Source organism: Kocuria sp. 2SI, from assembly GCF_005502825.1.
GTDB classification, from domain to species: domain Bacteria; phylum Actinomycetota; class Actinomycetes; order Actinomycetales; family Micrococcaceae; genus Kocuria; species Kocuria palustris.
On the sequence record NZ_SCNB01000008.1, the window covers coordinates 38,935 to 61,510 of the forward strand.

Sequence of the window (22,576 nt, forward strand, 5' to 3'; positions counted from 1 at the left end):
TCATGGGAGACAACACAGCGAGGAGCGGATTCAGGTTCGACGCCAGTCAGCCGTACCAGCTCGACGCGATCAACTCGGTCGTCGAGTTGTTCGACGGGCAGCCGAGGGATGCCGAGAAGCTCGAGACGACGCTGCGCGGCCAGGTAGCCGCTTTCGACGAGACGGAGAACGCCGCGCTCGACCTCGACCTTTCGCAGGAGGTCGGCGCCGTCGGAAACCGCCTGGTGCTCGACCGCGACACGGTGCTTGCCAACTTGCAGCGCGTGCAGGACAAGAACGGCCTCGAGGTCGCCTCGAAGCTGTTTGATGACTCGGCGCTCGACTTCGATATCGAGATGGAGACGGGTACAGGTAAGACGTACGTGTACCTCCGCACCATCTTCGAGCTGGCCGCACAGTACAACTTCACGAAGTTCGTCATCCTGGTGCCGAGCGTCGCGATCCGTGAGGGCGTGAACACGAGCATCCGGCTCATGCGCTCGCACTTCGAGGACCTGTACAAGAAGCGCAACATCACCTTCGACTCGTCGGTCTACAGCGGTAAGACGGCCGAGGAGGTGCAGTCGTTCGCGACGTCGACCAACGTGCAGATCATGGTCATGACGATCGACTCGATCCGTGGCAACGCGGCGACGCGCATCATCCACCAGACGCGGGACAAGCTGAACGGTCTCAAGCCGATCGACTACCTGAAGGCGACGCACCCGGTCGTCATCATGGACGAGCCGCAGAACATGGAGTCCCTGCTCTCTCAGTCGGCCGTGAGCGAACTCGACCCCGTGTTTACGCTGCGCTACAGCGCGACCCACAAGAAGCTCCGGAACGTCGTCTACCGGCTCGACCCGGTCGACGCACACGACCTCGGTCTGGTGAAGCAGATCGTGGTGGCCGACGTGCAGCAGCAAGGAGCGGACGCGACGCCGTACATCAAGCTGGTCGAGGTCAAGAACGACAAGGGCTGGGTCGCCCGGCTGGAGCTGTCCTGCCGGAAGGCGGACGGTTCGCTCGAGCGGCGCGTGGTGAACGTCAAGCAGAACCAGGAACTGTCCGATCCTCGCCTGACGAACAACGCGAATTACGACGGCTGGCGCGTCAACGAGATGGGCATCGAACCCGCGTACGTCGACCTGACGCTGCACGGCTACCTGTATCAGGGCGAGAGCATCGGCGGATCGTCGGGCGCGATTTACAAGGAGATGATCCGCGAGACGATCAAAGAGCACCTGCGCAAGGAAACGCAGTTGCGCGCCAAGGGCATCAAGGTGCTCAGCCTGTTCTTCATCGACAAGGTCGAGAGCTTCCTCGGTGACGGCTCGAACAACAACGATGCGAACGGGCAGTTCGTGCAGTGGTTCGACGAGCTGTTCCGTGAAGAGCGTGCCAAGTCACCGCAGTGGCAGGAGCTGCTTCCGCAGGACCCGGCTGAGCTGCGTCGCGGCTACTTCTCTGTCCTCAAGGGCAAGAAGGGCGCGGCGGACAAGTTCCAGGACACGTCCGGCACCACCAAGGCCGATGACGACGCCTATGAACTGATCATGCAGCAGAAGGAACGCCTGCTCGACGAGAACGAGCCGACGCGGTTCGTGTTCAGCCACTCTGCCCTGCGCGAGGGCTGGGACAACCCGAACGTCTTCCAGATCTGCACCCTGCGCGAGGTGGGTGCCGAGACAGAGCGACGCCAGACGCTCGGGCGTGGCCTGCGCCTTCCGGTCGCGAAGCGCGAGGGTGGCTACGAGCGTGTGGCCGACCGCGGCATCGCAACGCTAACCGTCGTGGCGAACGAGTCGTACAAGCAGTTTGCTGACGCGCTCCAAAAGGAGTACAAGGAAGCGGGTATCGAGATCGGGCGTGTACGCAAAGCGGAGTTCTCGAAAATTCCGATGCAGAACCCGGACGGGTCTCTCGCCGATGAGAACCTTGGCTACGAGAGATCTGTGAGGATCTGGGAGCAACTGTTGGCGCAAGAATTTATCGACACGGAGGGCGCCGTACAGTCGAAGTTTCAACCCAACACTCAGGGATTCAGCCTCAACCTTCCGGTCGACCTCGTATGGACCGAGCCGCTCGTTATCGAACTGGCCGGCCGCGCCAACATCGACAAGCACGTCAAGCCGAAGAGCAAACGCCGCTCGCGCAAGCTCAACAAGGAGTTGTTCGCGAACCCGGAGTTCGAAAAGTTCTGGGAGACGATCAATCGTCGCACGACGTACCGCGTCGAGGTCGAGCGCGAAACAATCATCGAAAACTCGGTCAAGGCGATCAAGGAAGCACCATACATCGATCCGCTGCGCATCCAGGTCACCCGCGCGGGCGTGAAGGTGCTCCGCGGTGGCGCGAAGGGTCAGGAGCTTGGGTCCCGTCAGCAGGGCCTCCGCGGTAGCTACGACCTACCCGACATCATCGGAGAGCTGCAGGAGGCCACATCCCTCACCCGCAAGACCATCGTCGACGTCCTCGTCGGTAGTGGCCGGCTGGGCGATTTCATCGCGAACCCGAACGACTTCATCGTCATGGCGAAGCGCCTCATGCAGACCGAGCTCGCGAAGCTTGTCGTCGACGGCGTGCAGTACGAGAGGATCGCAGGTTCCGTCTACGAGCTACGTGAGCTGCGCAAGGACGGCGAGGAGGAGAAGGAACGCTTCCTCGACCAGATGTACAAGCTGGAGAACGCGGATAAGTCGAACTTCGACTACGTCGTTTACGACTCCGACCCCGAGCGCCAGTTCGCGGAACTGCTCGACGGGCGCGAGGACGTCAAGTTCTTCATGAAGCTGCCGGACAAGTTCAAGATCGACACCCCGGTCGGCCCGTACAACCCGGACTGGGCGATCGTGAAGCAGGAGGACGGTGAGGAACGCGTCTACATGATCCGCGAGACAAAGAGCACGGAAGACGAGACCAAGCGCCGCCCGACAGAGAACGCCAAGATCAAGTCTGCGAAGCGACACTTCGAGGCGATCGGTGTGCCGGACTATGCAGTTTCAGTGCCCCAAGCGTGGAAGCTCTGACGGTTCTTTACGGATTAAGAGCCCTGGGTTTCGTTCCGAGGTCAGGGCACCGAGCGCGCGGTCACCGCGGGCTCAGTGCAAGCAGTCTCGACCTCGACCGGTGTCCGGTACTCCGAGTCCTTTGTGGAGCCGGCCTGTGTTCCGCCAGTGGACCCAGTCCAGCGTCGCGATCTCCACGGTCCTGGTCCCCGATGTGGTCACCGCGCTGACGATCGCCTACGACCTGCTGGTCGGCGGGCTGCTGGTCGCGATCCTGGGCGGTCTCACCTGGCGGCGCGGCAATGCGGTGGGTGCGGCGAGCTCGATGGTCGCCGGTGCGATCGCCGTGGTGATCGGGATGCTCGCCTTCGGCGTGATGGCCAATGCGCCGATCTACATCGGCCTGGCGGTCTCGGCGGTCGTGTTCGTGGCTGTCTCGCTGGCCACCCGGCCAACGGATCCCGAGGTGCTGCAGGTCTGGGATGAACGGCTGGCGGCTCGGGAGAGCGCTGCTCCGGAGGAGCGGGCCTCCGCGGCCTGATCAGCCCGACGACGGCGGGGCGTGCACTTCAGCGGTGCACGCCCCGCTCGTCTGTGTCCCTCAGTCCTCCAACACCCCGACGGCGACGGCCAGGTCCTCCCAGGACATGCCCGTGCCCTTGAAGACATTCGGGCGGTCGTCGCGCCGTGCGACCTCGCCCGTGAGGAGGCTGCGCAGGGGGACGAGGTCGGACTCGGCCAGGGCGCCGTCGTCGAGGGCCATGACCACATCGCCCGCCTCGCGCAGTGCCGCCGCCGGATCCTCGACGACGACCAGAGACCGGCCCATCAGCGACGAGTCGAGCTCGCGGCGATCCGGTTCGTGCGAGCCCATGGCGATCACGCAGGCGCCATCGGGCACCAGGGAGCCGTCGAACAGCGGCTCGGCAGCGGAGGTGGCGCACACGACGATCTCCGCCTCGGCCACCGCATCGGCGGTGCCGGCGACGACCTGCGGGCCGAGCTGGCCCAGCTCGGCGACCAGATGCTCGACCTTCTCCGGGCTCCGCCCGACGATCGTGACGCGCTCGAGCGGGCGGATCGCCAGCATGGCGTGCACGTGCGCCTCGGCCTGCGGGCCGGTGCCGAACACCACCAAATGCTTCGCCTCGGCCGGAGCGAGGTCCTCGGCGACGGCCGCCGAGACGGCCGGGGTGCGCAGAGTGGTCAGCGCAGCACCGTCGAGCAGGGCCGTGGGCGTGAGGGTGCGGGTGTCCATCAGGAGGTAGGTCGCCTGGATGCGCGGCAGGCCGAGCTGCTCGTTCTTGGGGGACACGCTGGCGACCTTCACGCCGGTCCAGGCGTCGAGCGTCGAGGGCATCAGCAGCACGTGCCCGGACCCGGCCGGGACGCCGATGCGGTGCGGGTCCTCGGAGGGATCGAAGCCGTCGAGGATCGCCTGCCGGATCAGGCGACGGGCGCGGTCGGGGGAGATGCGCTGGGCGATCTGCTGGGCGGTGAACCACTCGGGCTGGGTGTCGCTCATGGCCAGGCTCCTTCGCTGCGGGGTGGGTGCTTCGAGGAACGCTACGGCTGTTCAGTGGACGTGAGTCTGTAGGGCTTGAGCTGTCGGAGCCTCGCTCCACAATGGTGAGAGGAATCACAGCAGAAGGAGACCTCCCCATGACCGCCGCATCCGCCACCACCGACCCCGTCATCGTCGGAGGCGCTCGCACGCCGTTCACCCGGCTGCTCGGGGCACAGGCTTCGCTGAGCGCCGTCGAGCTCGGGACCGCCGCGATCCGCGGGGCGCTCGAGCGTTCCGGGGTAGGGGCCGAGTCCGTGGACACGGTGCTCATGGGCCAGGTCGTCCAGGCCGGCGCCGGTCAGAACCCGGCGCGCCAGTCCGCGATCGCCGCGGGCATCGGCCGGGACGTGCCCGCCATGACCATCAACAAGGTCTGCCTCTCGGGACTTGCCGCGATCATCGACGCCGCCCGCCTGGTGCGCCTGGGGGAGGCCTCGGTGGTGGTCGCCGGCGGCCAGGAGTCCATGACCAACGCTCCGCACCTGCTGCCGGGCTCTCGCACCGGGCACAAGTACGGGACCGTGGGGCTGCTGGACTCCGTGGCCCACGACGGCCTCACCGACGCCGACACCGGCGAGTCCATGGGCCTGCTGACCGAGCAGGGCAACGTGCAACGCGGCCTCAAGCGCGCCGAGCAGGATCAGGCTGCGGCAGCCTCGCACCAGCGGGCAGCTGCCGCCCAGGCGGACGGGATCTTCGACGACGAGATCGTCCCCACCGAGATCCCGCAGCGCAAGGGCGATCCGGTCAAGGTGAGCGCCGATGAGGGCGTGCGCGCCGATGCCACCGCCGAGTCGCTGGGCAAGCTGCGCCCGGCCTTCTCGAAGGACGAGGACGCCTCCGTCACCGCCGGCAACTCCTCGCCGCTGACGGACGGGGCGGCCGTGGTGCTCGTGACCTCGCGGGCCTACGCGGAGGAGCACGGACTGCAGATCCTGGCCTCGATCTCCGGGGCCGGACAGGTGGCCGGACCGGATACCTCGCTGCACTCCCAGCCCTCGAACGCCATCAAGGCCGCGCTGTCCAAGGCCGGGTGGACCGCAGAGGAGCTGGACTTCATCGAGATCAACGAGGCCTTCGGCGCCGTCGTGTGCCAGTCGCTGGCAGATCTCGACTACCCGCTCGAGAAGACCAACATCCACGGCGGGGCGATCGCCCTGGGCCACCCCATCGGCGCCTCGGGCGCGCGCCTGGCGCTGACAGCCGCCTACGAGCTGAGCAGACGCGGCGAAGGCAAGGCTGCGGTGTCCCTGTGCGGCGGCGGCGGGCAGGGCGACGCGCTGCTGCTGAGCCGGTGAGGGGACGTGCGCTCGCGGTGAGGCCTCACAGCCGCACGTGCTGCAGGGTGTCCGCGGGAAGCTGACGCGCCTCGGGGCGGGCACCGGCGGGATCGTCGTGCGGGTCGTCGTCGGGGTGATCGTCGAGCCCGAGCGCACGTGCGGCGGTCAGCGAGCGCGAGGCCAGGAACTGGCCGAGCAGCCCGCCCATCGACAGGCAGAAGGCGGTGACGGCTCCGGCGATCAGCTGGTCCCCGGAACCGTCCACGCCGAAGATCGTGCCGAGCATCCCCTGGTAGATGTACGACCCCGGGAACAGCGGCAGCAGCGCGATCATCATGGACGCGTTCGACGGCAGCCCCAGTGAAGGAGCGACGCGCACGCAGATCGCCCCCACCACCACAGCGGCAGCCAGGATCGCCACGAAGGAGCTCAGCCCGACCGCTTGAGCGATCAGCACGATCAGCTGCACGAGACCGCCGAGCGCCGCGAGCGCGACCAAGCGGATTCCTCGCCCGCTGCTGGCCAGCCCGTAGCCGCCGGATACCAGCACGGCGCCGGAGATGGCGGTGGCCCAGGTGACGCCGTCGGGGCGCAGAGCCTCGATGTAGGCCACCGACTCCCCGACGAACGGCGCCATCAGGTGGATCCCCAGCGCCACGCCGGCCACGAGCCCGGCGGTGCGCGAGGCGATGTCCATGACGCGTCCGGCGGCGGAGAGGTACCAGCCGGTGATCATGTCCTGGGCCGCGCCGTAGGCGGTGATCCCGGCCAGCCACGCCGCGAGTGCGGCCACGATGCACAGGGCCGTCTGGGCGTCGTCGATCACCGCGGTCGCGGCGGTGGCCCCGAGCACTGCGGTGAGACCCGCGGCGGCCAGGGAGAAGATGCCGGGGGAGCGCAGGTGCTGCATCGCGGCGAAGGCGGCATAGGCGGCCACCGACAGCATGCCGGCGCACAGCGTCGTGGCCGCGGTGCCGCCCATGAGCAGGCAGAACCCCACGCCCAGGAGGCTGAGCCCGGCTGCGGGGATCGCATGCCGGGCACCGGTGTGCTGAGCGCTGCCGGGGCCGTCGGCCTCCCGGGACTCGAGCTCGGCCAGGCACTCGCGCACGGTGCGCCGGCCCTGGGCGAGGTCGTCGAGCATGGCCGTGATGCGCCGACGCAGCTCGAGGTCAAGGGAGCCCGGCGGCGCCTCGGAGACGTGGGTGATCGCAGCACTCGTGCCGCGACCGGGGCGGCTGAGGATGATCTGGCCCATGGTCACCCCGACGGTGGCGTCGTCCACTCCGGCGCTGCGCAGTGCACGCTGCAGGCACGTGGTCGTGGCGGCGGAGCTGGCCCCGCCGCGGATCAGCGCCTCGCCCAGCAGCACGGCCAGGCGGAAGGCGTCGTCGTCTCGTGAAGGCATGGCCAGGACGCTAGCGACGCCCCCGGCGCAGGGGCTGGGCCAGCGGTGCTCAGCACCGGCGGGCGGAGTGTGAATCGTCTGGACTGCGCCTTTCCCGCTCCTGACGACGCCCCGCCTGTCGCGCTAGCCCGGGCCTACGTGCGGAAACGCGCAATGTGCCTCCTCATGCGCGTGCGGCCACGTAGGCGCGGGGGATGGCGGGGCGTGGGGGCAGGCGGAGACGCCGCACCTCAGCGCCCCATCCGTGAAGAGGGCCTCATGGCCCAGGAGACCTACTGGGAGAACGGCCGGGAGAAGACCGGCACCATGATGTCGCGGGCGTTCTGCTCCACCGGCATCTCCTTGCGGAAGGTGCGCCCGGGGTGGGCCCTGGCGAACTGGCGGGCGCGAGTGGCCCACAGCGCCTCCGAAGCCAGGTACTGCCCGAGCAGGCCTCCCACGGACAGGCAGAAGGCCGTGATGGCGCCCTGCAGCAGGGCGTCCGCGGCGCCTTCGACGGAGAAGATGATCCCGAGCACCCCCTGGTAGACGTACATGCCGGGGAACAGGGGCAGCAGCACCACGGTCATGCTCGCGTTCGAGGAGACGCCCAGCGCTCGAGTCAGCACCACGCACATGCCCCCGGTGATCACCGACGCCGCCAGCGTTGCCGCATAGGAGCTGACGCCCATTTCGCCCAGGCTGAGCACGCCCACCTGGACCAGTCCGCCGAACACCGCGAGAGAGGCCAGCACTCGACCGCGCCCGCCCGCCGAGAACGCGAAGCCGCTGGAGACGAGCACCGCGCCCACGATGGAGGGGACCCAGCGTGAGCCGTCGGTCTGCAGCGTCTCCAGGAAGCCGGGGTCCCGGCCCAGCAGCGGCTCGAGCAGATGGATTCCCAGCGCCACGCCGAACACCAGGCCCGCAGTGCGTGTCAGCACGTCCATGAGCCGCCCGGTCGCGGAGAGGTACCAGCCGGTGATGACGTCCTGGACAGCGCCGTAGGCCGCGACGCCTGCCAGCCAGGCGGCCAGGGCCGCGACGATGCACACCGCCGTCTGCGCGCCGTCGACGACGGCGGCGAGCCCGCTGGCCCCGGCCACTGCCATCAGGCCGCCGGCGCCCAGGCTGAAGATCCCTGGGGCGCGCAGGTGCTCCAGGGCGGCGAAGGAGGCATAGACGACGACGGCCAGGAGTCCCGCCGCGATCGTGGTGATGCCGTTTCCTCCGAGGATCATGCTGAACCCCACGCCGATCGCGCTGAACCCGAGGGCGGAGGGCCAGTGCGACGCCAGGCTGCGCTGCGTCTCGAGCTCGTCCAGGGCCTCGAGAGCCTGTGTCGCCTCCAGATTCCCCAGGACCGCGTCCTCGAGGATCCGATTGGCCTGGGAGCGCAGATGGATGTCGAGCGTCCCGGCGGCCGTCTCGTGGACGCGCGTGCTCGGGGCTGCTCCATCCTGTCCCGGCCGACTGATGGTGATCTGGCCCATGGTGATCGCCACGGAGACGTCATGCAGCTCGGAGCTGCGGTAGAGCGCTAGCAGGGACGAGGTGGTGCTCGCCGAGCTGGCGCCGGAGCGGATCAGGGCCTCGCCCAGGCGCATGGCCAGATCGTCAGTGGCCTGAGGGTTTTGTTGCATGCACGGGACCCTATCGTTCGGGGACGACTCGGGCTGTGGCGCATGCGTCGTCGGTGCTCCGGCGTAGTGTGTGGTGCATGACTCATCGCGTGCTCGTCACTGGATCCACCGGCTATGTGGGCGGGCGCCTGGTGCCGCGCCTGCTGGAGGCCGGCTATGCGGTGCGGGTGCTCGTGCGCTCGCCGCAGCGCCTTGAGGGGGTGCCGTGGCGCCAGGATGTGGAGGTGGTCCAGGGCGATCTGGGCGACGCCGAGACCGTGGAGAGGGCCTCCCGCGGCGTGGAGACCTTCTACTACCTCGTGCACTCGATGTCCTCGGGCTCGGACTTCGAGGCGAAGGAGCTGGCCATGGCGCGCACGGTCGCAGCCGCCACCGCCCGGGCCGGAGTGCGTCGGATCGTCTACCTGGGAGGGCTGCACCCGGAGGGCGTGGAGCTCTCCCCGCACATGCGCTCGCGCACCGCGGTAGGCGATGCGCTGCTGGCGGGCGACGTCCCCGCGGTGGTCTTCGAGGCCGGCGTGGTGATCGGCTCCGGCTCGGCATCGTTCGAGATGATCCGCCACCTCACCGAGAACCTGCCGGTCATGCCGGCGCCCAGCTGGGTGTTGCGCCGGATCGAGCCCATCGCGGTGCGGGACCTGCTGCACTACCTGGTCCACGCCCCCGAGATCCCGGAGGGCACCAACCGCCGCTTCGGGATCGGCTCGCGCGAGGTCCTGACCTACGGGGCGATCATGTACGGCTACGCGCACGAGGCCGGTCTGGCCCAGCGCCGGGTCTACGCCCTGCCGATCCCCGCGCCCCGGCTGGCCGGCTGGTGGGTCGCGCTCACCACGCCGATCCCGCGCCCGCTGGCGGTGCCGCTGGTGCAGTCCCTGCAGCACGACGCCGTGACGGATGACCACGACATCGACCAGCACATCGCCCCGCCGGCCGACGGGCTCACGGGCTACCGCCGGGCCGTGCGCCTGGCGCTGGGCAAACTGGCAGCCGACGAGGTCGAGACCACCTGGGCCTCTGCGGCCAACACTCCGCCCTCGGACCCGCTGCCCTCGGATCCGGACTGGGCGGGGCGCAGGGTCTATGTGGATGAACGCAGCCGCTCCGGCTCGGCCTCACCGGACGATGTCTGGGCCGTGATCCAGGCGATCGGCGCGGACAACGGCTGGTACTCGTGGCCGCTGGCCTGGTCGGTGCGCGGGGTCATGGACAAACTGGCCGGGGGAGTGGGACTGGCTCGGGGCCGGCGCAGCCGCGACCGCCTGGCCGTGGGCGAGGCCGTGGACTGGTGGCGCGTGGAGTCGATCACCAACGGGCCCGACGGAACCCGGACCCTGCTGCTGCACGCCGAGATGAAGGCCCCGGGGCAGGCCTGGCTCGAGCTGTCCGCGGTGCCTGAGCACGGAGGGGGCACAGAGTACCGCCAGCGCGCCATCTTCTTCCCGCAGGGAGCGGCAGGCAAGGCCTACTGGTGGGGCGTGTACCCGTTCCACGGGTTCATCTTCCCGTCCATGGCGCGCAACATCCTGGCGCGGGCTGCTGAGCGGGGAGCAGACCGGGCTGCTGAGACGGCAAGCCGAACGGACCCGGCGGACTGAGAGGGGAGACCGAACGGGCTCGGCTGACTGAGCGGGGCGGCCGGACCGGCCCTCCCGGCTGAGTGGGGAAGCCGCCTGGGACCGGCTGAGGCCGGTGTCAGGCCGCTGGCTCGCGCCACAGGCCCAGGCCCAGCCCGAGCCCTGCCGCACCGACCGCGATCACCAGCGTCCCCAACCCGTGCACCATGCCTGCCGCCCAGCGCCGCTGCTGCAGCAGTCGGACGGTGTCCACGCTGGCCGTGGAGAACGTGGTGTAGCCGCCCAGGAACCCCGTGCCGAGCACGAGGCGCCAGGCCTCGGGCAGCAGCCCGCTCACGGCGAATCCCGTGATCAGGCCCAGCAGCAGCGAGCCCGTGATGTTGATCAGGACGGTGGGCCAGGGGAAGTCGGCCTCTGAGAGGGACGTCAGGAGTCCGTCGAGCACGAAGCGGCCGGCCGCTCCCACGCCGCCGGCCGCGGCGATCGCCACGAAAAGCAGCGGCGTCATCATCGGGCCTCACCCGAACGAGGGTCGGTGCTGGGGTGGGTTGCGGGGCCCGCGTCGGATGTGGCCATGAGGTCAGAGTCGGCCTCAGGGCAGGATTCCGCGCCTGCGTCAGGCCGCAGAGCCGCGGCCACCGCGATGCCCGCCAATGCCGCGATGCCGCCGGCGATCACGCTGCCCAGCGGATAGACCGCACCCAGCGCGGGTGCCCCGGAGCCGAGCATCTGCGCCCCGTCCAGGGCCAGCGTGCTGTAGGTCGTGAACCCGCCCATGAATCCGGTGCCCAGCAGGAGGCGCAGGTGTCTCAGCGGCGCCTCGTTGGCCCCGCAGCGGGCCAGCGCTTCCAGCAGCAGCCCGAGCAGGAAGGCGCCGAGCAGGTTGACGGCCAGGGCGCCCAGCGGGAATTCCGAGTCCGTGCCGAGGATCAGGGAGACACCCTCGCGGGCGGCCGTGCCCAGCGTCCCGCCCACCAGCACCAGGGCGATCGCGCCCGCCCGCAGGTGCGCAGGCCGCGGGGCAGCAGCGGGCGAGGGGACGGCTGAGCGCGGGGCCATGGGGATCCTTCCGGGCGAGAGACAGCAGGCATCCTCTCACTCCCACCCTCACCCTCAGCCCAGCGCGACCCCCGTCAGCTCCTCGACCGCGCCCTGCGCCCAGGCGCGGGCCGCGTCGTGCGTCGGGATGGCCGCGGCTGCGTCGTGCCGGCGAGCTGCCACGCGGCCTGAGCGGGGACGCGCTGAGCGGGCCGGTCTCAGTGGGCTGCTACACCACGCTCGCACCCACCGCGGTCCCCGAGCTGTGGACGGCACTGGCGCAGCGGCATCCGGAGCTGGAGCTGTCCGTGCGGGAGGGCTCCGGGACCGAGCTCGCCCAGCTGGTGCGCGACGGATCCCTGGACATGCTGATCGCCTACGAGCTGGCCCTTCCTGCCGACCTGCCCCGGCGACAGCTGTTCCTGGCGCAGCCGATGGTCGCACTCGCCGGAAGCCACCGGCTGGCGGATCGGCAGCGGATCGAGGCCTCGGAGCTGGCCGAGGAGCCGCTGGTGCTCTTCGATCAGCCGCCCAGCGGTCAGTCCACGCTCACGCAGCTGCGGCGGCTCGGGCTCAGTCCGCGGATCGCCCGCCGCACGGCCGATTTCGAGCTCATGCGCTCGCTGGTCGCACGCGGCATCGGGTTCAGCATCCAGTACCTGCCGGCCCCGTGCCGCTGAGCCGCGAGGGGCTGCCGATCGTGACGGTGCCGCTGGCCCGCGACGCCGTCGTGGAGCCCGTGGTCCTGGCCTGGTCGCCCGATGCGGAGCCGACCGCGCGCGCCGCGGCGACGATGGCACTGATCCGCGAGCGCCTGGGCCAGCAGGAGCGGATCACATGACGGGGTCGGGCACCCCGAACGGGTTGGGGACGCCATCGGTGACATCCCAGTCCGCCGGGTCGGTGGTGGCGCAGTAGTCCTTGATCTCCTGCAGGGCCGAGGCGCTGGGGATGCCGGCGGGGAAGAAATCCGAGTAGCAGGCGCCGCCTGCCTGGAAGTGGGCGAAGGCCTCGTCGGAGAGCCCCACGGGGTTCTGGGCGCTCTGGTCCTGTCCGGTGGCGCCCGTCTGGCCAGGCTGGCCTCCTGAGGCAGGCTGATCGGCCTGGCCCTGCTGCACCGGGGCCTGACCGGCCCCCGGCTCCTCGGTGAAGCCGGGGATGTCTGCGGGCCCCGGATTGGCGGGCACGACGCCTTCCTGGACCGGGGCGGAGTGCGGTGCGGGGGAGCTCGTGGACTCGGCCGTCGCCTCCGCCGGTCCCGACGACTGCCCGGACTCAGCTGGCCGCTCGGACTCCGTCGAGGGGGCGGCCTCCGGGGAGCTCGCAGCCTGCGAGGTCTCCTCGGCCGGCGTCGTGGCCTCAGCGCTGTCGTCGTCGGAGCCGCAGGCGGTCAGTGTCAGGGCGAGCGCCGCGGTGAGGGCGAGGTGACGGGGTGCGAGCTTCATGGATCTCCTGTCATCTGCGCGGATCTCGGCCGGAGGAAGGGGCGGCCGATGGGGCTTCCGCAGCATCTCCATTCAACAACGTCGTGGGATTCGCCGCATCCGGGCAGGGGGGGCGTCGTCCTGAGGCGCCCTCGGAGCGGGCGATAGGGTCGTGCTCACCTGACCACCCGAGCATGCTTCGGTCCGTCGCCGGTGCCTGCCGCCACTGGAAGGCTTCCGCCATGACCTCGCCGTCGCACCTCGTTCGCCCGTCCCGTCGTCAGCTGATCACCGGAGCCCTTCTGGCCTCCGCCGCCGTCGCCGCACCCGCGCAGGCCGCCCCCGGAGGCAAGGGCAAGGCGAAGGACATCGGCTTCCGCCGTGATGCGATCCAGGACGCGCTCGAGGCCATGGTGGACGACGGCGCGGTGGGCGTCGTCGCCTCCGTCGTCGGCGCTTCCGGAGGCTTCCAGACGGCGGCCGGCCTGCGGCAGATCGGACGGGACTCTGCCAAGCCCCAGGACCGGGCACGGGTCGCCTCGGTGACCAAGGGCATGGTCGCCACCATGGTCATGCAGGAGATCGAGGCCGGGCGCTGGAGCCTGGACACCACGATCGACGACGTCGTGCCGGGGCTGTACCCGGGCCACGGCTACGTCACCGTGGCCCAGCTGATGAACCACACCTCCGGGATGCCCGACGGGATCTACACCCTGCTCGGCGTCGGGGATGGTCAGGAGGCCGTCACCTCTCAGCAGCTGAAGGCCGCGATCGCCCGGCACTACCCCGAGCGCGAGATCGTGCGCGCGGCTCGCGAACTGGACTGGCTGTTCGAGCCAGGGGAGGGGCTCGCCTACTCGAACACCGGCTACGTCGTGCTGTCGATCATGCTGGAGGAGGTCTCCGGCACCCGGATCGAGGGCCTGATCCGAGACCGGGTGCTCCGGCCTGCAGGCATGCACCATTCCCGGCTGGAGGACTCCACGGTCGTGCGCGGGCGACACCTCATGCCCTACGGACGGTTCCAGGAGGGGCTCGTGGCGCTGGAGACGATCGATCCGTCGATCTTCTCCGGCGCCGGCGGCGTCTACGCCACGGCCGAGGACCTCACGAGCTTCTCAGGAGCGCTGCTGCGCGGGGAGCTGGTAAACCCCGAGCTGGTGGAGCAGATGATCACGCCGCAGGGGGCGGCAGCTCAGTTCGGGATGGGCTTCGGCCTCTATGTCGCCATGAGCCCCTGTCTGGACAGCTCGGGGCAGCCCGAGCGGCTGATCGGCCATGACGGTGCCGGGTTCGGCACCCAGACGCTGTCGTTCTCCACGGTCGACGCCTCCCGCCGGATGGCGATGTCCTGGTCCGGCCGCTCGTGGGTTCCGGGCGGCCCGGCCCCGGACGCCAATGCCGCCCTGCTGGCCGCGTTCTCCGCGACCTGCCCGGGCGAGACGCTGCCCGGTTCTCAGGCCGACGGGCCCGCCGGCGAAGCCGCGGCAGGGGAGGGCTCGGCCCTGCAGCTGTGAGCCGGGGTGCGGTCGCCGCTCAGCATCCGGGACGACGACGGCGCCTGTCGCAGACCTGCTGCGTGTGGCGCATACCCCATCCCATGGCTAGCGTGGCGAGTCTGATCTCGTTCCCAGGAGGCCGTCATGTCGAAGCACCGTCGCGGGTCGATGTCCGAGAGCACGCGCGATCGTCGTGAGGAGCGCCCGGAGCGCAAGCGCGAGGGCATCGGCATCCGCCGTCTGCGCGTGGTCCGCGTCGAGGACATCACCCCGAGGCTGCGTCGGATCGTGCTGACGGGGGAGGACCTCGACGGCTTCCCGTTCCGGGAGTTCGCGCCCTCGGACAAGGTCAAGCTGCTCTTCCCGGATCCGTCCACCGGCGTGCTGCCCATGCCGGAGTCCACGGAGAAGGGCCTGCGCTGGCCCGGCGGTCGCAAGCCCGAGACCCGCAGCTACACCGTGCGCGGCTTCGACCCAGAGAAGGCCGAGCTGCTGATCGAGTTCGTGCTCCACGACCACGGGATCGCCGGCAGCTGGGCCATCCGCGCGGCTCCGGGTGACGAACTGGGTGTGCTCGGCCCCAAGGGCGCCCGTCAGCTCCCAGCTGCTGCGCATTACGTGGCCCTGGGCGATGAGACCGCCCTGCCGGCCATCTCCCGGCTGATCGAGGAGGCGCCGGCTGAGTCTCGGGTGAGCGCTGTGATCGAGGTGGCCGACGCCGCCGAGGAGCAGCAGCTGGCCTCCCGCACCGGGGCCGACGTGCAGATCCGGTGGATGCACCGCGACTCCACACCCCTTCCCGACGGCTGCCTCAGTCTCCTGGAGCCGACCGTGGACGAGCTCGATCTCGGGGATCCCGAGGAGCTCTTCGTCTTCGCGGCGGGGGAGTCGCACGCCATGAAGGCCCTGCGCGGGCGGATCGCCGAGCGGGTGCGGCTGAACAAGCACCAGCTCGATATCCACGGCTACTGGAAGGACCGCACGCGGGCCGACCCGCGGCGTCGTCGCTGAACCCGCAGCCACCCTGCGTGGCAGGACCGAGGGCTAGACTGCTCGGGCATCTCGTCGGGTCCGGACCCGACGACACCGATCCGCGAGCACGAGAGGCAGGCCGGGTTCCGCGTGACGACCTCCGCATCACCGAAGCTCGAGACCCAGGCCCTGCGGATCCTCGAATCGGTCTTCGGCTACGAGTCCTTCCGCGGCAAGCAGGCGGAGATCGTGGAGCATGTGGCCGCGGGCGGCGACGCCGTCGTGCTGATGCCCACCGGCGGCGGCAAGTCGCTGTGCTACCAGATCCCCGCGCTGATGCGGCTGGGCACGGGCGTGGTCATCTCCCCGCTGATCGCCCTGATGGAGAACCAGGTCGACGCCCTGGCTGCGGTAGGGGTGAACGCTGCGTACCTGAACTCGTCGCTGTCCTTCGAGGAGGCCGACGAGATCGAGCGGAGGCTGCTGGCCGGTGAGCTCGACATGGTCTACATGGCCCCCGAGCGGCTCGTGCAGCCGCGCACCCTGCAGCTGCTCTCGCGGGTGCAGGTCTCGCTGTTCGCGATCGACGAGGCGCACTGCGTGTCCCAGTGGGGCCACGACTTCCGCAAGGACTACCTGGGACTGTCCGTGCTGGCCGAGCGCTTCCCCGACGTCCCCCGGATCGCCCTGACCGCCACGGCCACGCAGGCCACCCATGAGGAGCTCACGCAGCGGCTGTCCCTGCAGGATGCCCAGCACTTCGTGGCCAGCTTCGACCGGCCCAACATCCAGTACCGGATCGTCGAGAAGGACCAGCCGCGCCAGCAGCTGCTGTCCCTGATCCGCAACGAGCACCCCGGAGACGCCGGCATCGTCTACTGCCTGTCCCGCAAGTCCGTGGAGCAGACCGCCGCGTTCCTGTCCAAGCAGGGGATCGACGCCGAGGCCTACCACGCGGGTCTCACCGAATCCGAGCGCTCGCAGCGCCAGGCACGCTTCCTGCGCGAGGACGGCGTGGTCATGGTCGCCACGATCGCCTTCGGCATGGGCATCGACAAGCCCGACGTCCGCTTCGTGGCCCACCTGGACCTGCCCAAGTCGATCGAGGGCTACTACCAGGAGACCGGGCGCGCAGGCCGTGACGGGCTGCCCTCGACCGCCTGGCTGGCCTACGGGCTGCAGGACGTCGTGCAGCTGCGGCGGATGATCGATCAGTCCGAGGGCACCGCCGAGCACCAGCGCTCGCAGCGCCAGCACCTGGACGCCATGCTGGCGCTGTGCGAGACGATGACGTGCCGCCGCGTGCAGATCCTCAGCTATTTCGGTCAGACCGGTGAGCCCTGCGGCAACTGCGACAACTGCCTGAACCCGCCCCAGGGCTGGGACGCCACCGTCCCCGCGCAGAAGATCCTCTCGGCGATCATCCGCCTGGACCGCGAACGACGCCAGCACTTCGGCTCGGGGCAGCTCATCGACATCCTGCGCGGCAAGCCGAACCCGCGCTCCACCGAGTCGAATCACGAGGCCCTGAGCGTGTGGGGCATCGGGCAGGACCTGAGCCCGCAGCAGTGGAAGGGCCTGGTCCGGCAGCTGCTGGCCCGTGACGTCCTGGCCGCGGTGGGCGACTACGCCACCTTGGCGCTGGGACCCGAGGCCGACGGCGTCCTGCGCGGGCGGACCACCCTGGAGCTGCGCAAGGATTCGGAGCGCAGTCGTGGTTCGGCTGCGCGCGGATCGCGGACGACGGCCGCCGCAGCACGCAGCGAGCTCACGCCGGAGGAGATGGAGATCTTCGAGGCGCTGCGCAAGTGGCGCACGGCCCAGGCGAAGGAGCAGGAGGTCCCCGCCTACGTCGTGTTCGCCGACGCCACCCTGATCGCGATCGCCCAGCGCCGCCCGGAGACCACCTCCGAGCTCCACGGCGTCAGCGGCATCGGCGCGAGGAAGCTGGACCGCTACGGCTCCGCCGTCGTCGACGTGGTCACCCGGACCCTCAGCTGACCCGTCCCGTCGTCATCCGCAGGCCGCTGACGCTGTCTGATGCGCCGCCGCTTCGGCGCTCGCCCCATCGAGTGGCGTCGCGGCGTGCGATCGAGGACCCGCTGTCATCGAGTGGCGTGGTGGTGTGCGTTTCGACATCGAAACGCACACCACCATGCCACTCGATAGGGGAGACGACACTGCGGAGCCACTCGATGCGGGAAGCGCACGGCAAGGCCGCTCGAGCCGCGCTGTGCACGGCATGTCGAAACGCTTGAAAAGCAATCAATGCCTTAGGTCAGAGTGCGTGACGCGGCATTACAGAGAGGGAGCAGTGACCTCGACGTCCCCGAACGGGTGTGTATTGAACTGGGACAAGGCGAGTTGCCGGGTGTTGTCGATCACATCTGGGCCGAAATCTGTCCCCAGGTGAGCGGGGACGGTCGCGTCGTCACGATCCGATGCAGATGGATCGGATGTGACGCTGGCCGACTCATGGGTCGGGGAAGCGGCTCGACCGATGCTGGCCTACCGTGGGGCTCATGGATTCGACGACTCAGCAACCTCACCGGACGCACGACTCCTCCGCGGAGGAACAGGCCCGCGAGATCGCCGCCGGCCTCGAGGGCGTGCGCGAGCGCATCGCAGCGGCGGCGCGGGAAGCCGGACGCGATCCGGAGGGCATCCGCCTGCTGCCGGTGTCCAAGACGGTGCCCGCCGAGCGGCTGCGCGCCGCCGTCGCCGCCGGGTGCCGGGAGCTGGGGGAGAACAAGGTCCAGGAGGCCGCGGGCAAGGCCGCCGAGCTCGCCGACCTGGAGCTGCGCTGGTCGGTGATCGGGCATCTTCAGCGCAACAAGGCCAAGGACGTGGCGGCCTTCGCCCACGAGCTGCAGTCCTTGGACAGCCTGCGCACCGCAGAGGCACTCGAGCGCCGCCTGCAGGGAGAGGGGCGCAGCCTCGAGGTGATGGTCCAGGTCAACACCTCCGGCGAGGAGTCCAAGTCCGGGCTGGCCCCGGAGCAGCTGCCCGAGCTGCTGAGCGAGCTGGAGCAGTTCGAGACGCTGCGGGTCACGGGGCTGATGACCATCGCCATGGACTCCGAGGACGAGCAGCGGGTGCGCGGCTGCTTCCGGCTCCTGCGTCAGCTGCGCGATCGGGCGCGCGAGGACGGCCCGGGTTTCGTGGGCGATGGCGAGCTGTCCATGGGCATGTCCGGCGACCTCGAGCTGGCGATCGCCGAGGGGGCCACCTGCGTGCGGGCGGGGCGCGCGATCTTCGGCCGGCGACCGCGCCCCTGAGGCGATGGCGCCGCCTGGTCTGAGCGGGGCCGAGGCAGCAGGGTATTGTTGCCCTCCCGCAAAGGCCATGTGACGGCAGCGGCGGAGCCCCCGAAGGAGATCTGCGCATGAGCGGAAGTCGCACCGAGACCTCGGAGTATGCGGATCCCCTGGTCATGGAGATGGGGGAGCGGCGCCGACGGAACCTGTTCGGCGCGCGCAACGTGCTCTCCCTGCTGGCCCTGCTCGGGCTGTGCATGGCAAGCACCTCGCTGGCAGCCGGCGGGGCCCCGGAGGCCTGGATTCCCTGGCGCTCCGAGGCCGATGAGCGCAGCTACCTCTTCGCCACGATCTGCCTGCAGGCGGCCATGACGATCAGCGGCATGCTGGTCGCCCACACCGTCCTCAGCCAGCCGCCGCGCGTCGGGCCCCGGATCCTGGCGGGACGCATCGGCACGTACTTCATCACGCTGATCCCGATCGCGGGCGTCCTGGTGGTCGCCGAGCTGCTCAGCGACGGCCCCCTGCCGGTGCCCCGGCTTCTCGTGGCCATGATCGCGGTCTATCCGGTATGCATAGCGGTGATCGACCTGCTGCTGGCGCCCCTGCTGCTGCGGCAGTGGGCGTGGGTGATCGCCTTCGCCGCGCTGACGGTGTGGATGGTCGTGGCGCTGGCCACCGGCACCACCCAGGTCTCGGCTCCGACCACGTTCATGGCGGTGCTCTCCGGGGTGGAGTTCCTCTCCGACGCCGCGACCGTGAACTCGGTCCTCACACTCGGAACGTGCTTCTGGGCGGGAGCCGCCGTGGCCTGTCTGGGAAACCTGGTGGACAGCCACGGCCCGGTCGTGCGGACCATGGTGCCGCCCATGGCCGCGCTCGGCACGCTGATCTTCCTGCCGCAGATGCTCACCGGCGCCTCCGTCGGACACATCATGCTGGCCACGGCACTGGCCCCGCTCGTGGACGTCGACCAGCCGCGCTGGCTGACGGAGTTCGACGTCGGCTTCGGTCTGCTGACCATCGGCTGGGCCGCGGGTGTCGTCGGCAGCCTCCTCGTGGTCGGGACGATCACACCGTGGGGCACAGCGGTGAGCGCCCTCGTGATCGGCGGCGGTCTGAGCGTGCTCATCGGATCCCTGGCGGGGCGCCACTGGGGCAGCGGCACATCGTCGGACCCGCACGGGGCGGCCTCGGCGCTGAGCGGCCGAGGCAGGCGCCACCGGGAGGCGACGCGGCGCGGACGGGCCCTGAGGCCGGGTGAGCACGCCGGGTTCCCGGACTCGCGGCGTCGTCTGGTGGCCGATCTGGGACGGACGTACTGGGAGGAGCGCGCGCAGGACGACGACGAGCCCGGGGCGCGCTGAGCACCACGACGCCTGCGCCGCCGGGCGGGGGCGCCCCATTAGAGTGGGGCGCGTGAATCGAGTGCTCGTCATCGCGGCGCATCCGGCGGAGACCGCGCAGCTGCCACCGGAGGCCGACGTCGTCCTGACCGGGATCGGCATGTCCCGAGCCGCCGCGGTCACGGCCCGTGCGGTGCTCGAACGGGCTCCGTCGCCGGCCGAGCGCCGTGGGCTCAGGGTGGTGAACCTGGGCAGCTGCGGTGGCCTGCGGCCCGGGCTGTCGGGGGTCTGCGAGCCCTCCGAGATCCTCAACCGGGATGTCGACGCCGACCTCATGCGCGCCATGGGCTCCGATCCCGATGACCTGATCCGCCTGCCCGAGCTGGGGCAGACCGGCGACGGCTCCGTGCTGGCCACCGGCGACTCGCTCGTGGCCGGCGGGCCGGTGCGCGATGCCCTGGCCGAACGGGCCCACCTGGTGGACATGGAGGGCTTCGCGGTGGCCACGGCCTGCCGCGAGCTGGGCGTGACCCTGCGCATGGCCAAGCACGTCTCCGACGACGCCGACTCCCAGGCCCTCGAATGGCTCGAGCGGGTGCAGATCTCCGCGCGCGAGCTCGATGCCTGGTACCGGGCCCATCACCACGAGCTGGTCTCCGGCGCACCGGCCGACGCAGCGTCGAATCGACCGGAGGACGAGGCATGAAGCTGATCCGACAGCGCGATTCCCTGGGGCCCGAGCTGGACTACACCGCCGGCGAGCGGATGCTGCGCGCAGTGCGGGCCAGCCGCGAGCCCGTGCTGCGGCTCTACCAGCCCCGGCCCACGGTGGCCTTCGGGCGCCGTGACGAGCTGCTGGCCGGCTTCGGCGCAGCGGAGCGCTCCGCTCGGTGCAGCGCCTTCACCCCGCTCGTGCGCAAGGTCGGCGGGCGGGCGGCCGCTTACCACCGCGGCTGTCTGATCATCGACCACATCGAGCCCTCGGAGGATCCCAAGGCCGGGATCCAGGACCGCTTCGAGCTCTTCGGCGACATGATCGTGGCGGCCCTCGAGGAGCTCGAGGTCCATGCGGATGTCGGCGAGCTGCCGGGGGAGTACTGCCCCGGGGAGCACAGCGTCCACGGCACGGGGCGCACCGTCGATCGGGCGCAGGCGCAGATCAAGCTCGCCGGTGCCGCCCAGCGCGTCGTCTCCGATGCCTGGTACTTCTCCACGGTGATCGTCGTGGAGCAGTCCGAGCCGCTGCGCTCCGTGCTCACGGACGTCTACCGCGACCTCGGCCTGCAGTGGGATCCCGGCACCTGCGGGGCCGTCGACGACCTCCGCCCCGGCACCCGCGTCTCGGAGGTCGAGGCCGCGGTGCGCAAGGTCTACGGCATGTACGCCCGGCACATGGGCTACGGATCACTGAGAGAGCAGGCCTTCTGATGTGCGGACGCTATGTGATCGCCCGGGCCGCCGGGGACCTGATGGCTGATGTCGATGCCGCCCCCGGCGAGCCCTTCCAGGGCGAGGACCTCGACGAGCTGCGGGCCAACTGGAACGTCGCGCCCACCACCGAAGTGCCCATCGTCCTGGAGCGGCTCGACGACGGCCAGGTGCTGCGCGAGCTGCACGTGGCCCGCTGGGGCCTGGTGCCGTCGTGGGCCAAGGAGATCTCCGTGGGCGCCCGCATGTTCAACGCGCGCTCGGAGACCGCCGCCGAGAAGCCCTCGTTCCGCGCGGCCGTGAAGAAGCGGCGCTGCGCGATCCCAGCCAACGGGTACTACGAGTGGCGCAAGCGGCTCGGACCCGACGGCAAGCCCGCCAAGGGCACCAAGGACGCTCCGGCCAAGCAGCCGTACTTCATCCACCCGCCCAGCGAGTCCGAGAACATCTGGTTCGCCGGGCTCTACGAGTGGTGGCAGGACCCGCAGGGCCAGTGGATCCTCTCGTGCTCGATCCTCACCGCCGAGTCCCCGGATCCGGACAGCGACGACGAGACCCTGGCCGAGCTCGCCGCGATCCACGACCGCATCCCGGTGGCCATGGATCGCGATGCCCTCGATGCCTGGCTCGACCCCTCCGCGGAGGACAAGGACGGAGCCCAGGCCCTCATCGAGCGCGTTGTGGCCCAGCACGAGACCGTGGCGGCCACGTGGGAGCTGAGGCCGGTGGGCCAGGCCGTGGGCAGCGTGCGGAACAACTCGCCGGAACTCGTCGAGCCGGTGGCCTCCCTCTTCTAGCGTGACAGCACCGGGGATCCGCCCCGGTCGACGGCGGCTTCCCCGGGTCCGCGTGGGTCAACACGGTCGTCACGCCGTCCGGTCTGATCGTGTTCTGGACGTCGAAGGAATCGCGCAAAGCTCTCAACCTGCAGTCGAACCCCAAGGTCTCGCTCGTGGCGGTGGACGGCCAGGGTCATGAGATCCAGGCCCATGCTGAGGCTCAGGTCCTGACCGGCCCGGAGGCCGGGCAGGCCGGTCAGGCGCTCGCTCAGGCCCACCCCGGAGGCGATGCCGATCCGGAGACCGCGATCCTGGTGGGGCCATCGGTCGTGTGCGCCCGGTGGGTCGACGCCACGCAGGTGCCCCCGCACGCCCAGGAAGCCTCCTTCTGA

The 22,576-nt window shown here is 70.2% G+C and carries 20 protein-coding genes and 1 pseudogene; 15 read left to right on the forward strand and 6 right to left on the reverse strand.

Annotated features, from left to right (window positions below; all coding sequences use genetic code 11):
* The first annotated feature begins 2 nt into the window (after positions 1–2).
* Positions 3–3,008 (forward strand): restriction endonuclease, encoded by a 3,006-nt coding sequence (locus FFS25_RS06285; RefSeq protein ID WP_137802286.1) that lies wholly within the window; start codon positions 3–5, stop codon positions 3,006–3,008.
* Positions 3,009–3,144: 136 nt separating this feature from the next.
* Positions 3,145–3,528: an SLC5/6 family protein gene (locus tag FFS25_RS06290; RefSeq protein ID WP_212742725.1), complete on the forward strand. Its 384-nt coding sequence runs from the start codon at positions 3,145–3,147 to the stop codon at positions 3,526–3,528.
* 60 nt (positions 3,529–3,588) lie between these two features.
* On the opposite strand, the gene FFS25_RS06295 is transcribed toward FFS25_RS06290, so the two are convergent.
* Positions 3,589–4,512: an ornithine cyclodeaminase family protein gene (locus tag FFS25_RS06295; RefSeq protein WP_137802287.1), complete on the reverse strand. Its 924-nt coding sequence runs from the start codon at positions 4,510–4,512 to the stop codon at positions 3,589–3,591.
* A 137-nt stretch (positions 4,513–4,649) separates the two neighbouring features.
* On the opposite strand from FFS25_RS06295, the gene FFS25_RS06300 reads away from it, so the two are divergent.
* A complete protein-coding gene (locus FFS25_RS06300) occupies positions 4,650–5,852 on the forward strand; it encodes an acetyl-CoA C-acetyltransferase (RefSeq protein ID WP_137802288.1) in 1,203 nt (400 codons plus the stop codon).
* A gap of 25 nt (positions 5,853–5,877) precedes the next feature.
* On the opposite strand, the gene FFS25_RS06305 is transcribed toward FFS25_RS06300, so the two are convergent.
* Positions 5,878–7,242: a threonine/serine exporter family protein gene (locus tag FFS25_RS06305; RefSeq protein WP_137802289.1), complete on the reverse strand. Its 1,365-nt coding sequence runs from the start codon at positions 7,240–7,242 to the stop codon at positions 5,878–5,880.
* A 272-nt stretch (positions 7,243–7,514) separates the two neighbouring features.
* Positions 7,515–8,864 carry a threonine/serine exporter family protein gene (locus tag FFS25_RS06310; protein WP_239546396.1) on the reverse strand — a complete coding sequence of 450 codons (1,350 nt, stop codon included), beginning with the start codon at positions 8,862–8,864 and terminating at the stop codon, positions 7,515–7,517.
* A gap of 77 nt (positions 8,865–8,941) precedes the next feature.
* On the opposite strand from FFS25_RS06310, the gene FFS25_RS06315 reads away from it, so the two are divergent.
* Positions 8,942–10,462 (forward strand): SDR family oxidoreductase, encoded by a 1,521-nt coding sequence (locus FFS25_RS06315; RefSeq protein ID WP_137802290.1) that lies wholly within the window; start codon positions 8,942–8,944, stop codon positions 10,460–10,462.
* 97 nt (positions 10,463–10,559) lie between these two features.
* On the opposite strand, the gene crcB is transcribed toward FFS25_RS06315, so the two are convergent.
* A complete protein-coding gene (gene crcB, locus FFS25_RS06320) occupies positions 10,560–10,949 on the reverse strand; it encodes a fluoride efflux transporter CrcB (protein ID WP_137802325.1) in 390 nt (129 codons plus the stop codon).
* Positions 10,949–11,500: a fluoride efflux transporter FluC gene (locus tag FFS25_RS06325; protein WP_137802291.1), complete on the reverse strand. Its 552-nt coding sequence runs from the start codon at positions 11,498–11,500 to the stop codon at positions 10,949–10,951. The genes crcB and FFS25_RS06325 overlap by 1 nt, the downstream gene beginning before the upstream one ends.
* Before the next feature lie 182 nt (positions 11,501–11,682).
* On the opposite strand from FFS25_RS06325, the gene FFS25_RS06330 reads away from it, so the two are divergent.
* Positions 11,683–12,159, forward strand: a complete 477-nt coding sequence (locus FFS25_RS06330; protein WP_283957207.1) for a LysR substrate-binding domain-containing protein — start codon at positions 11,683–11,685, stop codon at positions 12,157–12,159.
* Entirely contained in the window at positions 12,150–12,320 is a 171-nt protein-coding gene (locus FFS25_RS13385; RefSeq protein ID WP_171004115.1) for a type 2 periplasmic-binding domain-containing protein, read from the forward strand. The genes FFS25_RS06330 and FFS25_RS13385 overlap by 10 nt, the downstream gene beginning before the upstream one ends.
* Here FFS25_RS13385 and FFS25_RS06335 read toward each other — a convergent pair.
* On the reverse strand, positions 12,313–12,924 hold the full coding sequence (locus tag FFS25_RS06335) for a hypothetical protein (protein ID WP_137802293.1): 612 nt from the start codon (positions 12,922–12,924) through the stop codon (positions 12,313–12,315). The genes FFS25_RS13385 and FFS25_RS06335 overlap by 8 nt on opposite strands.
* Before the next feature lie 221 nt (positions 12,925–13,145).
* Between FFS25_RS06335 and FFS25_RS06340 the strand changes: the two genes are divergently transcribed.
* The 9 genes and pseudogenes from FFS25_RS06340 to FFS25_RS06380 form a co-directional block, all read left to right on the forward strand.
* Complete coding sequence (locus FFS25_RS06340; RefSeq protein ID WP_171004116.1) at positions 13,146–14,420, forward strand: serine hydrolase domain-containing protein; 1,275 nt, start codon at positions 13,146–13,148, stop codon at positions 14,418–14,420.
* A 126-nt stretch (positions 14,421–14,546) separates the two neighbouring features.
* The gene (locus FFS25_RS06345) at positions 14,547–15,413 is read left to right on the forward strand and encodes a siderophore-interacting protein (RefSeq protein WP_137802295.1); all 867 of its coding nucleotides are present in this window, start codon (positions 14,547–14,549) and stop codon (positions 15,411–15,413) included.
* A gap of 111 nt (positions 15,414–15,524) precedes the next feature.
* Entirely contained in the window at positions 15,525–17,375 is a 1,851-nt protein-coding gene (recQ, locus tag FFS25_RS06350) for a DNA helicase RecQ (protein WP_058872158.1), read from the forward strand.
* A 521-nt stretch (positions 17,376–17,896) separates the two neighbouring features.
* On the forward strand, positions 17,897–18,652 hold the full coding sequence (locus tag FFS25_RS06355; RefSeq protein WP_058872159.1) for a YggS family pyridoxal phosphate-dependent enzyme: 756 nt from the start codon (positions 17,897–17,899) through the stop codon (positions 18,650–18,652).
* A gap of 107 nt (positions 18,653–18,759) precedes the next feature.
* On the forward strand, positions 18,760–19,998 hold the full coding sequence (locus FFS25_RS06360; protein WP_137802297.1) for a hypothetical protein: 1,239 nt from the start codon (positions 18,760–18,762) through the stop codon (positions 19,996–19,998).
* 52 nt (positions 19,999–20,050) lie between these two features.
* On the forward strand, positions 20,051–20,683 hold the full coding sequence (locus FFS25_RS06365; protein ID WP_249933801.1) for a nucleosidase: 633 nt from the start codon (positions 20,051–20,053) through the stop codon (positions 20,681–20,683).
* Positions 20,680–21,405: a lipoate--protein ligase family protein gene (locus FFS25_RS06370; RefSeq protein WP_137802298.1), complete on the forward strand. Its 726-nt coding sequence runs from the start codon at positions 20,680–20,682 to the stop codon at positions 21,403–21,405. Before FFS25_RS06365 ends, FFS25_RS06370 begins: the two co-directional genes overlap by 4 nt.
* A complete protein-coding gene (locus FFS25_RS06375) occupies positions 21,405–22,202 on the forward strand; it encodes an SOS response-associated peptidase (RefSeq protein WP_171004117.1) in 798 nt (265 codons plus the stop codon). Before FFS25_RS06370 ends, FFS25_RS06375 begins: the two co-directional genes overlap by 1 nt.
* A 44-nt stretch (positions 22,203–22,246) precedes the next feature.
* Positions 22,247–22,576: pseudogene (locus FFS25_RS06380) on the forward strand (pyridoxamine 5'-phosphate oxidase family protein); the annotation flags it as partial.

Bases quoted from the DNA above. Each gene is read 5' to 3' on its own strand.
- FFS25_RS06310 (WP_239546396.1), bottom strand. From the start codon at position 8,864: ATGCAACAAAACCCTCAGGCCACTGACGATCTGGCCATGCGCCTGGGC.
- FFS25_RS06335 (WP_137802293.1), bottom strand. From the start codon at position 12,924: ATGAAGCTCGCACCCCGTCACCTCGCCCTCACCGCGGCGCTCGCCCTG.
- FFS25_RS06325 (WP_137802291.1), bottom strand. From the start codon at position 11,500: ATGGCCCCGCGCTCAGCCGTCCCCTCGCCCGCTGCTGCCCCGCGGCCT.
- FFS25_RS06360 (WP_137802297.1), top strand. From the start codon at position 18,760: ATGAGCGGAAGTCGCACCGAGACCTCGGAGTATGCGGATCCCCTGGTC.
- FFS25_RS06340 (WP_171004116.1), top strand. From the start codon at position 13,146: ATGACCTCGCCGTCGCACCTCGTTCGCCCGTCCCGTCGTCAGCTGATC.
- crcB (WP_137802325.1), bottom strand. From the start codon at position 10,949: ATGACGCCGCTGCTTTTCGTGGCGATCGCCGCGGCCGGCGGCGTGGGA.
- FFS25_RS06285 (WP_137802286.1), top strand. From the start codon at position 3: ATGGGAGACAACACAGCGAGGAGCGGATTCAGGTTCGACGCCAGTCAG.
- FFS25_RS06355 (WP_058872159.1), top strand. From the start codon at position 17,897: ATGGATTCGACGACTCAGCAACCTCACCGGACGCACGACTCCTCCGCG.
- FFS25_RS06315 (WP_137802290.1), top strand. From the start codon at position 8,942: ATGACTCATCGCGTGCTCGTCACTGGATCCACCGGCTATGTGGGCGGG.
- FFS25_RS06345 (WP_137802295.1), top strand. From the start codon at position 14,547: ATGTCGAAGCACCGTCGCGGGTCGATGTCCGAGAGCACGCGCGATCGT.
- FFS25_RS06295 (WP_137802287.1), bottom strand. From the start codon at position 4,512: ATGAGCGACACCCAGCCCGAGTGGTTCACCGCCCAGCAGATCGCCCAG.
- FFS25_RS06300 (WP_137802288.1), top strand. From the start codon at position 4,650: ATGACCGCCGCATCCGCCACCACCGACCCCGTCATCGTCGGAGGCGCT.
- FFS25_RS06375 (WP_171004117.1), top strand. From the start codon at position 21,405: ATGTGCGGACGCTATGTGATCGCCCGGGCCGCCGGGGACCTGATGGCT.
- FFS25_RS06370 (WP_137802298.1), top strand. From the start codon at position 20,680: ATGAAGCTGATCCGACAGCGCGATTCCCTGGGGCCCGAGCTGGACTAC.
- FFS25_RS06305 (WP_137802289.1), bottom strand. From the start codon at position 7,242: ATGCCTTCACGAGACGACGACGCCTTCCGCCTGGCCGTGCTGCTGGGC.